The organism is Paraburkholderia sp. BR14320, from assembly GCF_040948665.1.
GTDB lineage: Bacteria > Pseudomonadota > Gammaproteobacteria > Burkholderiales > Burkholderiaceae > Paraburkholderia > Paraburkholderia youngii.
Window position 1 is genome coordinate 42,365 of record NZ_JBFPKG010000017.1, and the last position, 13,877, is coordinate 56,241.

The following is a 13,877-nucleotide window of genomic DNA, read 5'->3' on the forward strand; positions in this document are numbered from 1 at the left end:
CTTGTATTACGAACGCGCTGCCGCGCTGCCCGTGCTTTTCCCGGGATTCGCGTTTTGCGCGGAACGGCGGCGCGCGCTCAGTTTCTTCAGCCAGATCAGAAGGCCCGTGACGCTCAGCACGGCCACCGCTAACCCCACCGCGCTGATCAGAATCCGCCCGCCGAGTCCGAGAATGCGCCCAGAGTGCAGCGGATACTGCATCTGCAGGAAGATGTCGCCGGCCGTGCCGTGGCCGGGAATCCGCGTGGCGAGCCGCTTGCCGGTGGCGGCGTCCCAATACATCCACGGGTTGCCGAGGCCGGTGTCGCCGTGGTCGTTGCCGGCCGTGTAGAAGCCGACGCCGTACGTATGCATGAATTCGGCGTAGTAGAGCCCGCCCGGTGGCGCGGCGACATGCATCTCCTTGCCGGCTTGCTCGGCGAGCTCGACGATGCGCTCGCGGCTCAGCACCTGATCGCCCGGTTGCGGCGTGCGCAGGATTTCGGGGTCGCTGAACGGATCGGGCGTCACTGTCGACAGTCGTGACACGATCGGCCGCACCACCTGCGACGACAGATTCATCGAAATCGACGTCAGCGCGACGATCGCCAGCAGGCCCCAGAACCATACGCCGCCGGAGCGGTGCAGATCGAACGTCAACGCATAGCCGCCGCGTTTCAGGCGGAACGCGAACGACTTGCGCCAGGCCTTCAGGCTCGGAAACGACAGGCACAGCGCAATCACGCTATCGAACAGCCACACGATGCCGACGATCCCCATCAGCCACGTGCCGATGTCAATGCCGCCGATGAACGGCAGCTGCAGCGTGTAGTGCAGCTTGTAGATGAACGGAATCAGGTTGAGCCGCGCGAGCGACATGGCGCCCCACTCACGGCGTCCCTGGATCTCGCCGGTGACGGGATCGACGGCGATCTGGTTGAAGTCGAGCGGGTAGGGCTGCTTCGTCGCCGGGTCGGTGCGCGGCAGCACCATCATTTGCAGCGCGTGACCCGGTTCGACCTCGAGCGGCAGATAGGTCACCCGAAGACGCGGATCGGCGGCTTCGACGCGATTCGCCAGTTCGAGCCCGGACAGCGTCGGCCCGGCCGTGCGAGCCAGGTAGAACGACGAGTTCAGCGCGGCATCGAGCTCGTGGTCCCACGCGATGATCGCGCCCGTAAGTCCCGCGGCAAACAGAAACAGTGCGGTCGCGACGCCGAACCAGCGGTGCAGGCGGACGAGCTGGCGTCTCATGCGAGAGCCAGGCGGAATCGCGGGCGGGAAACCAGGTGAAACGTCACGATGCGGATTGGTTGTAAATAGGAATTGTTCGCATCTTAGGGTGTAGTGCCGTCGGCTGCAAGTTTTCTGTCAGCAGCAGGCGACGATGCCGTGTCGCGGGAAGCATAAAAAAAGCGGCACCGAAGTGCCGCTTCGCTTTCGTCGCCTGACTGGACTGCTGGGCGGTGCGTGCTGAGGAGCGTTAGTGAGTGCTGACTTTGAAGCTCACCCTAGTCTCGCTCACACCAACCGCAAATAAATCAGCTCCCGCTTGATGTACGCATAAAAAATCGGCGCGGCGATGACCCCGGCGATACCGAACGCTGCTTCCATCACCAGCATCGCGATCAGCAGTTCCCACGCGCGCGCCTCGATTTGACCGCCGACGATCCGCGCGTTCAGAAAGTACTCGAGCTTGTGAATCAGGATCAGGAACACGAGCGACATGATCGCCGCCGGAAAACTCACCGACAGCGCGACCGCGACGATGATGGTGTTCGAGATCAGATTGCCGATCACCGGCAGCAGACCCACGATGAACGTGACGAGCACCAGCGTTTTCGACAGCGGCAGCCGGTCGTGGAAGGTCGGCAGGATCACGAGCAGGAAGATCGCCGTGAATACCGCGTTGAGTGCGGAAATCTTCACCTGCGCGAACACGATGCGGCGAAACGCGTCGGCAAAACGCGTGACGCGCGTGACGAACGCGGTGGACAGCGGCAGCCGCTGCATATGCTTCTGGGCGCCGACCGCGATGATTGCGCCGATGATCATGCCGATCAGCACGTGCGTGAACGCGCGCGCCGCGGTCGTGCCGCTTTGCTGCAGCATGTTCGCGTGCGTGTGCATCAGTTCCGCGGCCTTCGTCTTCATCTGCTCGGTGTCGACCGGCAGATAGTTCGCGACGAATTGCGGAATCCTGCCGCGCGCCTGGTCGATCAGTTGCATGGCCTGATCGAGCAGCGCCTGCACGCTGGGCACGTCGTTCTCGAAATGCGAGATGATGCCGAGCGTGAGCCCCGTCAGCGCGCCGACGATCACCGTCGACAGGAGCACCACCGCGAGCCAGCGCGCCCGCCTGCTCGACATGTGACGTTCGATGCGCGGCGCGATCATTTGCACGAGCTGAAACACCAGCAGCCCGGCGAGCAGCGCGCCGAGCAGCTTCAGTTCGATGACCGCCCACATGCCGAACAGCATCACGACGTAGCTGCCGATCTCGACCGCCGACAGCTTCGGCAAACTCATGTCGCTGGTCAGCCTGACCGGGCGCGGGCGCAGGTCCTGCACCCGATCTTCTTCGCGCGCCTGATTACGCTTGGTCATGGCTTATCCCGTCTCCAACCTCGATAGTGCAGCGTTATTTTGTACTGGCGGCGCGCTTGAGCAGCGGCGCCAGATATTTTCCGGTAAAACTGGCCTTCGACTTCGCAACTTGCTCGGGCGTGCCTTGGGCGATGATCTGCCCGCCGCCGGCGCCGCCTTCGGGGCCAAGATCGATGACCCAGTCCGCGGTTTTGATTACATCGAGATTATGTTCGATGATCACGACGGTATTACCCTGGTCACGTAACCGGTGTATGACTTCCAGCAACAGCGCGATATCGTGAAAGTGCAGGCCGGTGGTCGGTTCGTCAAGGATGTATAGTGTGCGACCGGTATCGCGTTTGCTCAGTTCCAGCGACAGTTTCACCCGCTGTGCCTCGCCGCCCGACAGTGTGGTGGCCGACTGCCCAAGGCGAATATAGCCGAGACCGACGTCCAGCAGGGTTTTCAGCTTGCGCGCGACGACCGGCACGGCCTTGAAGAACTCGTACGCGTGCTCGACCGTCATGTCGAGCACTTCGCTGATGTTGCTGCCTTTGTACTCGATGTCGAGCGTTTCGCGGTTGTAACGCTTGCCGTGGCAGACGTCGCACGGCACGTACACGTCGGGCAGGAAGTGCATTTCGACCTTCAGCACGCCGTCGCCCTGGCACGATTCGCAGCGCCCGCCCTTGACGTTGAACGAGAAGCGGCCCGGATCGTAGCCGCGCTCCTTGGCGGCCGGCACGCCCGCGAACAGCTCGCGGATCGGCGTGAACAGGCCGGTGTAGGTTGCCGGATTCGAGCGCGGCGTGCGGCCGATCGGCGACTGGTCGACGTTGATCACCTTGTCGAAGTGTTCGAGGCCCTCGATCGACTCGTACGGCGCCGGCTCCGTGGCCGAGCCGTACAGATGATGCGCGACCGCCTGATACAGCGTGTCGTTGATCAGCGTCGACTTGCCCGAGCCGGACACGCCGGTCACGCAGGTCAGCAAACCGACCGGCAGATCGAGCGTCACGTTGTGCAGATTGTTGCCGTACGCTTCGACGATGCGCAGGTGCCGCTCGTCGGGTTCCTTGCGCTCGTCCGGGTATTCGATCGTGCGCGCGCCCGACATGTACTGGCCCGTCAGCGACGCCGCGTTCTTCTGTATCTCTTTGGGCGTGCCCTCTGCGATCACCATGCCGCCATGTTCGCCGGCACCCGGGCCCATGTCGACCACGTAGTCGGCCATGCGGATCATGTCCTCGTCGTGCTCGACGACGATCACCGAGTTGCCGAGGTCGCGCAGATGCTTGAGCGTCGAGATCAGCCGGTCGTTGTCGCGCTGATGCAGGCCGATCGACGGTTCATCGAGCACGTACATCACGCCGGTCAGCCCCGAGCCGATCTGCGAGGCGAGGCGAATGCGCTGCGCTTCACCGCCCGACAGCGTTTCCGCGCTGCGCTCGAGCGACAGGTAATCGAGCCCGACGTTGTTCAGGAACATCAGTCGCGCGACGATTTCCTTCACGACCTTGTCGGCAATCTCGCGCTTCGAGCCTTCGAGGCGCAGCGTCTGGAAGTAGCCGAGCGCATCGCGCAACGGCCAGCCGCTGATCTCGAAGATGCCGCGCGCGTCGCTGTCGGCGCCGATGCGCACGAACCGCGCCTCGCGACGCAGCCGGGTGCCCGCGCACGCCGGGCACGGCTGGTTGTTCTGATACTTGGCGAGTTCTTCGCGTACCGCGGACGAATCGGTTTCGCGGTAGCGCCGCTCCAGATTCGGGATGATTCCTTCGAACACGTGCTCGCGCACCGACGTGCGGCCGCGCTCGTTGATGTACGAGAACGGAATCTCCTGCTTGCCCGAACCGTACAGCAAGATCTTGCGGATTTTTTCCGGCAGGTCCTCGAATGCGGTGTCGATGTCGAAGTCGTAGAACGCCGCGAGGCTCTGCAGCATCTGGAAGTAGAACTGGTTGCGCCGGTCCCAACCTTTGACGGCCCCCGCCGCGAGCGACAGCGACGGATGCGCGACCACCCGCTTCGGATCGAAGAACGTGATCTGGCCGAGGCCGTCGCACTCGGGGCACGCACCCATCGGGTTGTTGAACGAGAACAGCCGCGGCTCGAGTTCCTGCAGCGAATACGAGCAGATCGGGCAGGCGAACTTCGAGCTGAACAGGTGCTCCTTGTCCGTGTCCATTTCGAGCGCGATCGCGCGGCCATCGGCGAGACGCAGCGCCGTTTCGAACGATTCGGCGAGACGCTGCTTCATGTCGGGACGCACGCGCAAACGGTCGATCACGACGTCGATCGTGTGCTTGTCGTTTTTCTTCAGCTTCGGCAGCGAGTCGACTTCGTAGATTTTCGCGCTGCCTTCGTTGGCGGTGCCGCCGCCCGAGCGCACGCGAAAGCGCACGAAGCCTTGCGCCTGCATGTCCTCGAACAGATCGGTGTGCTCGCCCTTGCGATCGCTGACGACGGGCGCGAGGATCATCACGCGCGTTTCTTCAGGCAGTGCGAGCGCCGCGTCGACCATCTGGGACACGCTTTGCGCTTCGAGCGGAATTTCGTGATCGGGGCAGTAGGGCGTGCCGACGCGCGCGAACAGCAGACGCAGATAATCGTGGATTTCGGTGACGGTGCCGACCGTCGAGCGCGGATTGTGCGAGGTCGCCTTCTGTTCGATCGAGATAGCCGGCGACAACCCTTCGATCAGGTCGACGTCGGGCTTTTCCATCAGTTGCAGGAACTGCCGTGCATAGGCGGACAGACTTTCGACGTAGCGCCGCTGCCCTTCCGCGTACAGCGTATCGAACGCCAGCGACGATTTGCCGGAGCCCGAAAGCCCCGTGATAACGACGAGCTTGTGACGCGGTAGGTCGAGATTGACGTTCTTCAGGTTGTGGGTGCGAGCCCCACGAATACGGATTTGTTCCACGGATTTATTCCATGAACTGCGGAAAGGGAAAGAGGCCAAACCTGCTACTATAACGACTTTTCCAGACCGCCGTTACGGCGTGCTGACAGCGGGAAAGAGGCGTAGCTGGGGCCGTTTTCCGCGAGTACAAGATGCCGCGAGCATCGGCGGGGACGGTAGGGCACGGGCTTTGCGCGTCGCTTTGCGACGTCTCCTCGGCGCGGACCTGCCGATATGCCGGAGCTAGCCGCCCGCCTGTTCGTCCTGCTCCACTGTGCTGGCGCTCAAGGCTGTCGCCACGGGCTCGCCGCCCGGTTCATTCAAACAACGCTTCGATGTCCAATCCGTCCGCCATCTCCACACGCATGAGCGCGCCCGAATTGCGCGCGACCGTGTCGCTTGCCGCCATCTTCGCGCTGCGCATGCTGGGTCTCTTCATGATCATGCCGGTGTTCTCGATCTACGCGAAGACCATCCCGGGTGGCGAGAACGTGCTGCTCGTCGGCATCGCGCTCGGCGCGTACGGCGTCACGCAGTCGATGCTCTACATCTTCTACGGCTGGATCTCCGACAAGATCGGCCGCAAGCCGGTGATCGCGACGGGCCTGCTGATCTTCGCGATCGGCAGCTTCGTCGCGGCGGCCGCGCACGACATGACGTGGATCATCGTCGGCCGGGTGATTCAGGGGATGGGCGCGGTGTCGTCGGCGGTGATCGCTTTCATCGCCGATCTGACCGCGGAGGAACATCGCACGAAGGCGATGGCGATGGTCGGCGGCAGCATCGGCGTGTCGTTCGCGGTCGCGATCGTCGGCGCGCCGATCGTGTTCCATTGGCTCGGCATGAGCGGACTCTTCACGCTGGTCGGCGTGTTCGCGATCCTCGCGATTGGGGTGGTGCTGTGGGTCGTGCCCGATGCGCCGAAGCCGGTGCACGTGCGCGCGCCGTTCGCCGAAGTGCTCCACAACGTCGAGCTGCTGCGCTTGAATTTCGGCGTGCTCGTGCTGCACGCGACGCAAACCGCGCTGTTCCTCGTCGTCCCGCGCATTCTCGAAGCAGGCGGGCTGCCGGTCGCGTCGCACTGGAAGGTGTATCTGCCGGTGATGGGGCTGTCGTTCGTGATGATGGTGCCGGCGATCATCGCCGCCGAGAAGCGCGGCAAGATGAAGATCGTGCTGTTGTCGGCGATCGCCCTTATCCTGATCGGCCAGTTGTTATTGGGCGTTGCTCCGCATACGATTCTGAGTGTGGCGGCGATCCTGTTCGTGTACTTCCTCGGCTTCAATATTCTCGAAGCCTCGCAGCCTTCGCTGGTGTCGAAGCTCGCGCCCGGTACCCGCAAGGGAGCCGCGGCCGGCGTGTACAACACCACGCAGTCGATCGGTCTTGCGCTGGGCGGGATGGTCGGCGGCTGGCTGCTGAAGATGAACGGCCAGAGCGCGGTTTTCTTCGCCTGCTCCGGGCTGGTATTTTGCTGGCTTATAATCGCCGCAAAGATGAAACAGCCGCCGCGCAAGGCATAACGCAGCGTACTCGGGGCACTTCCCGAATCATCCAGAACTCACCCGGCGGCGGGCAGAGGCGCTCTTCTGGTCTCGGGCCTGCCGGCCATGAGACGCGAACCGCGTAGTGCCGCGCCGCCTGCAACAGGAATCAACAGGAGAAATTCATGGCATCCGTGAACAAGGTCATTCTGGTCGGCAACCTCGGCGCCGATCCGGAAGTTCGCTATCTTCCGAGCGGCGACGCAGTGGCGAACATCCGCCTTGCGACGACGGACCGCTACAAGGACAAGGCGTCGGGCGAGATGAAGGAAGCCACCGAGTGGCACCGCGTCGCGTTCTTCGGCCGCCTCGCGGAAATCGTGGCGGAATATCTGAAGAAGGGCTCGTCGGTGTACCTCGAAGGGCGCATCCGCACGCGTAAGTGGCAAGCCCAGGACGGTACCGATCGTTACTCGACCGAAATCGTCGCGGAACAAATGCAGATGCTCGGCGGCCGTGGCGGCGCGTCGATGGGTGGCGGCGACGAAGGCGGTTATAGCCGCGGCGAGCCGTCGGAGCGTAGCGGCGGCGGTGGTGGCCGCGGCATGTCGTCGGGCGGCGGCTCGCGTGGCGGCAGCAGCGGTGGCGGCGCGAGCCGTCCGAGCGCGCCGGCTGGCGGCGGCTTCGACGAGATGGACGACGATATTCCGTTCTGACCGTTCCGGCTCCATGCCGACCCGACCAGCGTCCCGCTGATCGATACAACGAGAAAGGCCCGCTTTCTGTGAGGAAAGCGGGCCTTTCTGTTTGGCGGCATTTTTTACGTCACACGCGCGCACGGAGCCTTTCCGCCGAAAATCACCGGCTCAAATGCTCCAGTGCATCCCGCAACGGCAGACTCGAAATCACGATCGGCCCGGTGAACGGCGTATCCAGATCGACGATCACATAAACCGCCGAAGCAATCGACACCGCTCCCAGCGTGATCGTCACCAGCGCCAACGCATTGCGCGGCGCGATCAACCCGAAGCTCAGAAAGATCACGCCTAGCCAGAACGTCAGCGTCTTGAAGAACGGCTGCGAAATCGAGCTGTGCGCTTCCTCGATGATCTTCCAGCGCGCGTCGATGACGCGGCGGTACTGAATCAGCGCGTCATCGAGCGCGCGTTGCTGCAACGCATCCTGCGTGCGCAGTTGTCGCAATTGCCGCCCCACCGTGGTCAGCATGTCGCCCAGACGCACGTTTTCGAGTTGCTGCGAACTGTCGGGCGAACCGAGATCGCGCGGGTAGTCGCCGCTCGGCGCGGGCTCGCGCGGCCACGTCGACGCGATCGCCGCCGCTGTGTACTGGCGCAACAGGCGTCGCGACCCGTCGGCCGCGCTGCCGAGCTCGCGCAGCGTCGTGTCGAATTCGATCAGTTCGGCCGCATAGGTGCGCAGATCGTTCGACGCGGTGTCGAAGCTCGATTTCGCCGATGCCGTCATCAAACCCAGCACCAGCGCGGCGAACGTCACCAGCATGCCGATCACGAGCTGCACCAGCTGTACGGTCTCGTGCGCCTTGTGCTCCTCCGGCAGCAGCGGCCGCACCCCGACGCCGAGGCCGGTGGCGATCAGCAGCAGCGCGAACACGAGTACGGCCGAACCGATTTCCGACATAGGCGCGCTCCGGGCAGGAAGGGGCTTCGACAGAAGGGCTGCAGCAAACGGGCTTCGAGACTCCATTGATGTAACGCAAGCGGGGCGAGCGATCAACCATAAAGTTTTCCACCGATGCGCCGTTGTCCTCAATGTGCTGTTTGCTTAATTTTCAGACAAGTTGCGGACCGGGCCGAACGGCGTGGGCGCAGCCTGCGTGGCCATGCAGCTATCGTCAACGATACGGAACCATCGGCCGGGCAGCCCAAGGAGACCAGTCCGATGTTGAAAAAGCTGTCGATTCGCACCAGCCTCACCCTGATGATCGTGTTCTTCGGCATCGTGCTGCTGCTCGGCGCGGCCGCGGGATTGTTGTCGCTGCGCTCGTCGAACGCGTCGCTGCAGCAGATGTACACGGTCGACACGCCCGCCGTCGCCGACCTCGAAGGCAGCTCCGGCCAGCTGCTGCGGCTGCGTCTGGCGCTTGCGACCTACGCGTCGCTCGTCGCGCTGAACGATCAGGACGGCGCGAGCGCGGTGCTCAAGCGCTTCGATCAGTACCGCAAAGCCTCCGACGAGCGGCTTGCCCACTATTTGAGCCATGCGGGCACGGATGCCGATGAGCAGCGTCTGATCGCCGACATGCAGCAAAAGCGCGACGCGTTTCTGCGCGATGGCGTCGATCCGACGCTCGCCGCGCTGAGGTCGAGCGACACCAACGCCTTCCAGCAATTGCAGGCGCATAAGCTGCCATCGCTGTACAGCGCGTACGAGAAGGCAATGCTCGCGCTCGAGCAGTTGCAGCTCGATCATGGCGCCCAGCGCTATAAGGATGCTCAGGACTTGTTCTACGCGATCAGCACCGCGGTGGCGATCGGCATTGCGCTGTCGCTGGTCGGCGGCTTGCTCGCCCGCTTTGTGCTCGTGCGCGCGATCGTCACGCCGGTCGATGCGACGATCGCGCAGTTCCAGCGCATCGCCAATGGCGACCTGAGCGGCCGCGTCGAAGTGCTCGGCGGCAACGAAATGGGTCGTCTCGCGGCCGCGCTGCGCCAGATGCAGGAGTCGCTGATCGCGACCGTCAACGCGGTTCGTCAAGGCACCGAATCGATCGATACCGGCGTCAGCGAGATCGCAGCGGGCAACGCCGATCTGTCGCAACGTACCGAGGAGCAAGCCGCGGCGCTCGAGGAAACGGCCGCGAGCATCGAAGAGCTGACCTCGACGGTCAAACAGACGGCCGACAACGCGAAGCAGGCGAGCACGCTCGCGCAGGGCGCCTCGACGCTGGCCGCGCAGGGTGGCGAGTTGACCGACAAGGTGGTCGGCACGATGCACGGCATCGTCGACGATTCGCGACAGATTGCCGATATCGTCGGTGTGATCGAGGGGATCGCGTTTCAGACCAACATCCTCGCGCTGAACGCCGCGGTCGAGGCGGCGCGCGCCGGCGAGCAGGGACGCGGCTTCGCGGTCGTCGCGAGCGAAGTGCGCTCGCTCGCCCAGCGCAGCGCGGCGGCGGCCAAGGAGATCAAGGGCTTGATCGATGCGTCTACCGCGCGCGTGGAGCAGGGCTCGCAGCTCGTCGAACGCTCGGGTACGACGATGAACGACATCGTCGGCGCGATCGCGCGCGTCAGTTCGATCATGAACGAGATCGCGGCGGCGGCGCTCGAACAGAGCACCGGCATCGATCAGGTCAATCGCGCGGTCGGTCAGATGGACGAGGTCACGCAGCAGAACGCGGCGCTCGTCGAGCAGGCGGCCGCGGCGGCGAGTTCGCTGGAAGATCAGGCACGGCGCCTGTCGGCGGCGGTGGCGGTGTTCCAGACCGGCAGCGAGTCGCGCGGCGGTGTTGCGGCGCCGGGCGCGAAGCGGGCCGGAGTTGTCCGCGAGCGGAGCCTGGAGAGCGAATTCGTCGCGGCGTGATGCGAACCGTTGCGCGGGATTACCGCGCAACTTATCCAGTCTCTCTATTGGATGGCTTCGTAATACCTCACCACGGCGTCGACTTCCTCGAGCGCCATCGGCGGTGCGAGGTTGCGCATCTGCTAGTTGATGTTGTTGCGCCGCGCCCTTAGCGAACGCCTGCATCTGCGCGGTCAGATAAGCCGTTGATTGTCGCCGAGCCACGGCGCCGGGATCTTGAGATCGAGTTGGGCGTAACGCGCGGCGCACGGTCCGAGATTGCGTTGCGGATGGCCCTGCATCACGAGCCCGGTTGCGATAGCGAATAGCTCACGGCGTGACACGAGCCACTGCGCTGCGTCACCGCGCGACTTCCCACCTTCCCACTACTGCATGGCCGCGTAATACCTCGCCGCGGCGTCCATTTCCTCGGGCGTCATCTGCCGCGCGACGTTGCGCATCTGCTCGTTGATGTCGTTGGCCCGAGCGCCCGAAGCGAACGCCTGCAACTGCGCGGTCAGATAAGCCGCCGACAGTCCGCCGAGCCACGGTGCCGCGCCCTTGCGATCGAGCTGGCCATGGCACGCCGCGCACGGCGCGATATTGCGCTGCGGATCGCCCTGCATCACGAGCCTGACAGCAATCGGATCGGGGCCTTCGCCGGCCCGGGTTTTCTCGGCCGCCGGAGCGAGCGGGAGCGACGCGTAGTAGGCGGCCAGATCGTGCAGATCCTGGTCGCTGCGTCCGGCGATGATCGCCTGCATGACCGCGCTTGGCCGCTGGCCGCTCTGAAAGTCGCGCAGTTCCTTGTAGATCGCGTCGGCGTACTGTCCGGCTAGCGGCGGCGCGGTGACCTGCACGGTAGCGAGCACGCCGTGGCACATCGAGCAGTGCTGATTCGCAAGCGTCGCGCCGCGACCGATCGAATCCGCCAACGGGTGATTCGCGCCCGAAGGCGGCAATACGACGACGTCGCTCGGCACCTGGCTCTTCTCGTTGCCGCTGTACCAGCTCGACGGCACGCCGGCGGCGCCGCAAATCCTCGCCCACAGGCTGAGGTCGCCGAATGCGGTGCTCGCCGACGGCAGCCATACGAAGCCGATCAGGATCGCGACGATCGCGATCGCAACCGTGCCGCCGACGCTCCAGACGAACCACGGATTGCGCAGGGTGAACAGGCGTTCTTCGTTCATCGCGGCGCTCCGACGACGACTGCCGGCACCGAAGTCTGCGGCAGTTTGAGCAACTGGACGATCGGGAAGCTGTAGTTGACGACCGTGAGCCCGATCATCAGCGCGACCCACAGGCCGAAGCCGTTGAGCGCGACCGGCACGCGCTCGACCGGGTGCGCCGCGACCGCGAAGCGGAACGCCGGCGGTTCTTCCACGGGGCCGAACTGCGATTTCGCGAGGATATAAACGAACTGCAGGCCGGACACCAGCAGGATCAGGCCGCCCACCGCCGACATGACGACCCACACGCCCTGTCCCTGCACGCCGGGCATCGCGTAGTCGTAATAGGCCATGCGGCGCGGCGCGCCGAGCAGGCCGACCCAATGCCACGGTATCGTGACCACCATCATGCCGATGAACCACAGCCACAATTGCGTACGCATCAGTTTCACCGACACGATCGCGCGGCCGGTCAGATGCGGCCACAGTTCGTACGCGATCACGAAGTACATGATGACGATCGCGCCGCCGAAAATCAGGTGGAAGTGGCCGGTCACCCACTGCGTGTTGTGCACGGTCGAGTTCAACTGATAGCTCATGTTGATGAGGCCGCCCGCGCCGCCGAAGCCGAGCATCACGAACGAGAACGCGACTGCCAGCATGATCGGGTTGCTCCACGGCAACGCGGTCAGCCAGCCGAGCGCGCCCTTGCCGCCGCGCAGCCGACCGGCGATTTCCACCGACGCGCAGATCGTGAACACGGTCAGCAGCGTCGGCACCGACACCATGCCGGTGAACACCGCGTGCACGAACTTGAAGCCAGCGCCGACTTGCGGATCGACGAACAGGTGATGGATGCCGATCGGCATCGCGAACACGAGGAACAGGATGAACGACACCCGCGCCATCGAGTCGCTGTAGAGCCGTCCGCCGATCGATCGTGGCACCAGCGTGTAGAACGCGATGTAAGCCGGAAACAGCCAGAAGTAGACGATCGCGTGCAGCGTCCACGAGAACAGCACGCGGGCGAGGCCGGCGTCGATCGTATGGGCGAAGCCTAGCGCGACCGGCAGGATCTGGAACAGGATTTCGAGCGCCGCGCCGACCGCGGTCCAGGCCCACAGGTACGCGCCCGCGACGTTCGCGAACATCGCGAGCGGCACGGGCTTGCCCGGGTTCGCACGCTTCCAGATGCGCAGGTTCACATGCATCAGCGCGACCCAGATCCACGAGCCGACCACTACCAGCACGACGCCGAGGTAGTAGAACGGGCTGCCGATCATCGGCGGATAGAACGTGTAGAGCACTGAGGCGCGGCCGAGCGCGACCGGCACCATCGCCATCACCGCGCCGACCAGCAGCATGATGAGCGCGGCCCACGCCCATTTGAGGCCGACGAGGCGCTGCCCGAGCGAGAGTTCGACGATCGCGTAGCCGAAGGCCATCGCGACCAGCGTCGGCATCACGTAGGCCATCACGGTGCCGTGCGCGGTGACCGAACGGTAGTACAGCTCAGGATCGCCGATCCACGGCAACAGGGGACTGCGCACCAGCATCTGCCATGCGCCGAGGCAGAGCGCGATCGCGAACGTGATGAAGGCGAGCCAGAAATGCGCGAGTACGAGTCGCTTAGCGTGGAACACAGCTCAGTCTCCGTGATTGTCGTGCCTGCTCGAAGAAGGCGGCTTTGTCGATCACCTTCACGTGCGCCCACATGGTCTGATGGCCGAAGCCGCAGAATTCGTGGCACGGCATCGCGTGATCGGTGGGATGGTCGAACTGCGTGTTCAGCGTCGCGACGTAGCCGGGCACGATCATCGTGTTGATGTTGGTGTCGGTGACGAGCAGGCCGTGCACGACGTCGGCGCTGGTGGTGCGGATCGTGATCGGCGTATCGGCGGGCACCAGCAGACATTGCGGCGTGAACGAGTACTGCTGAGCGACGAAGCGCACGATCACCGAGCCGTCCGGCTGCACCGCGCTGCCTAGGTTGTCTTCGGCGAATTCGCCGGATAGCTGCAGGCGCGACGGATCGATCGTCTCGACGCGCGACGGCGGCATCATCGACCAATGCACGCCCACGAACACCATCACGGCGAGCATCAGCACGATCAGCGCGACCGCGAAGATCGCCCAGCGCCGCTCGGCGCGCAGTGCGACCGCGTGGCCGCTTCCGGGTTGATGAGAGGAGTCGGTCGACAT

Annotated in this window: 11 protein-coding genes; 3 read left to right on the forward strand and 8 right to left on the reverse strand. The window is 64.3% G+C overall.

What is annotated here, in order from left to right; all coding sequences use genetic code 11:
- Positions 1-6 precede the first annotated feature (6 nt).
- The 3 genes from AB3X89_RS17805 to uvrA all read right to left on the reverse strand — a co-directional run bounded on the left by AB3X89_RS17805 (position 7) and on the right by uvrA (position 5,494).
- Complete coding sequence (locus tag AB3X89_RS17805; RefSeq protein WP_368584437.1) at positions 7-1,233, reverse strand: PepSY-associated TM helix domain-containing protein; 1,227 nt, start codon at positions 1,231-1,233, stop codon at positions 7-9.
- A gap of 267 nt (positions 1,234-1,500) precedes the next feature.
- Positions 1,501-2,586, reverse strand: a complete 1,086-nt coding sequence (locus AB3X89_RS17810) for an AI-2E family transporter (protein WP_368584438.1) — start codon at positions 2,584-2,586, stop codon at positions 1,501-1,503.
- Positions 2,587-2,620: 34 nt separating this feature from the next.
- A complete protein-coding gene (uvrA, locus tag AB3X89_RS17815; RefSeq protein ID WP_368584439.1) occupies positions 2,621-5,494 on the reverse strand; it encodes an excinuclease ABC subunit UvrA in 2,874 nt (957 codons plus the stop codon).
- Between the two features lie 314 nt (positions 5,495-5,808).
- On the opposite strand from uvrA, the gene AB3X89_RS17820 reads away from it, so the two are divergent.
- Positions 5,809-6,996, forward strand: a complete 1,188-nt coding sequence (locus AB3X89_RS17820) for an MFS transporter (protein WP_368584440.1) — start codon at positions 5,809-5,811, stop codon at positions 6,994-6,996.
- Positions 6,997-7,142: 146 nt separating this feature from the next.
- Entirely contained in the window at positions 7,143-7,673 is a 531-nt protein-coding gene (locus AB3X89_RS17825) for a single-stranded DNA-binding protein (RefSeq protein WP_368584441.1), read from the forward strand.
- A 142-nt stretch (positions 7,674-7,815) separates the two neighbouring features.
- Here AB3X89_RS17825 and AB3X89_RS17830 read toward each other — a convergent pair whose 3' ends face one another.
- Entirely contained in the window at positions 7,816-8,616 is an 801-nt protein-coding gene (locus AB3X89_RS17830) for a hypothetical protein (protein WP_368584442.1), read from the reverse strand.
- A 261-nt stretch (positions 8,617-8,877) separates the two neighbouring features.
- Here AB3X89_RS17830 and AB3X89_RS17835 point away from each other — a divergent pair, with 261 nt between their 5' ends.
- On the forward strand, positions 8,878-10,524 hold the full coding sequence (locus AB3X89_RS17835) for a methyl-accepting chemotaxis protein (RefSeq protein WP_368584443.1): 1,647 nt from the start codon (positions 8,878-8,880) through the stop codon (positions 10,522-10,524).
- A gap of 173 nt (positions 10,525-10,697) precedes the next feature.
- On the opposite strand, the gene AB3X89_RS17840 is transcribed toward AB3X89_RS17835, so the two are convergent.
- Genes AB3X89_RS17840 through AB3X89_RS17855 form a run of 4 tightly spaced genes read right to left on the reverse strand, consistent with a single transcriptional unit; the run spans position 10,698 to position 13,877 of the window.
- The gene (locus tag AB3X89_RS17840) at positions 10,698-10,847 is read right to left on the reverse strand and encodes a hypothetical protein (protein ID WP_368584444.1); all 150 of its coding nucleotides are present in this window, start codon (positions 10,845-10,847) and stop codon (positions 10,698-10,700) included.
- Positions 10,848-10,889: 42 nt separating this feature from the next.
- The gene (locus tag AB3X89_RS17845; RefSeq protein WP_368584445.1) at positions 10,890-11,696 is read right to left on the reverse strand and encodes a cytochrome c; all 807 of its coding nucleotides are present in this window, start codon (positions 11,694-11,696) and stop codon (positions 10,890-10,892) included.
- A complete protein-coding gene (locus AB3X89_RS17850) occupies positions 11,693-13,318 on the reverse strand; it encodes a b(o/a)3-type cytochrome-c oxidase subunit 1 (RefSeq protein ID WP_368584446.1) in 1,626 nt (541 codons plus the stop codon). Before AB3X89_RS17850 ends, AB3X89_RS17845 begins: the two co-directional genes overlap by 4 nt.
- Positions 13,305-13,877, reverse strand: coding sequence for a cytochrome C oxidase subunit II (locus tag AB3X89_RS17855; protein WP_368584448.1), 573 nt, complete (start codon positions 13,875-13,877; stop codon positions 13,305-13,307). Before AB3X89_RS17855 ends, AB3X89_RS17850 begins: the two co-directional genes overlap by 14 nt.

What these genes read in the sequence shown, in the direction of transcription:
- AB3X89_RS17830 (WP_368584442.1), bottom strand. Translation starts at nt 8,616, where the DNA reads ATGTCGGAAATCGGTTCGGCCGTACTCGTGTTCGCGCTGCTGCTGATC.
- AB3X89_RS17855 (WP_368584448.1), bottom strand. Translation starts at nt 13,877, where the DNA reads ATGTCGACCGACTCCTCTCATCAACCCGGAAGCGGCCACGCGGTCGCA.
- AB3X89_RS17820 (WP_368584440.1), top strand. Translation starts at nt 5,809, where the DNA reads ATGTCCAATCCGTCCGCCATCTCCACACGCATGAGCGCGCCCGAATTG.
- AB3X89_RS17845 (WP_368584445.1), bottom strand. Translation starts at nt 11,696, where the DNA reads ATGAACGAAGAACGCCTGTTCACCCTGCGCAATCCGTGGTTCGTCTGG.
- AB3X89_RS17810 (WP_368584438.1), bottom strand. Translation starts at nt 2,586, where the DNA reads ATGACCAAGCGTAATCAGGCGCGCGAAGAAGATCGGGTGCAGGACCTG.
- AB3X89_RS17825 (WP_368584441.1), top strand. Translation starts at nt 7,143, where the DNA reads ATGGCATCCGTGAACAAGGTCATTCTGGTCGGCAACCTCGGCGCCGAT.
- AB3X89_RS17805 (WP_368584437.1), bottom strand. Translation starts at nt 1,233, where the DNA reads ATGAGACGCCAGCTCGTCCGCCTGCACCGCTGGTTCGGCGTCGCGACC.
- AB3X89_RS17835 (WP_368584443.1), top strand. Translation starts at nt 8,878, where the DNA reads ATGTTGAAAAAGCTGTCGATTCGCACCAGCCTCACCCTGATGATCGTG.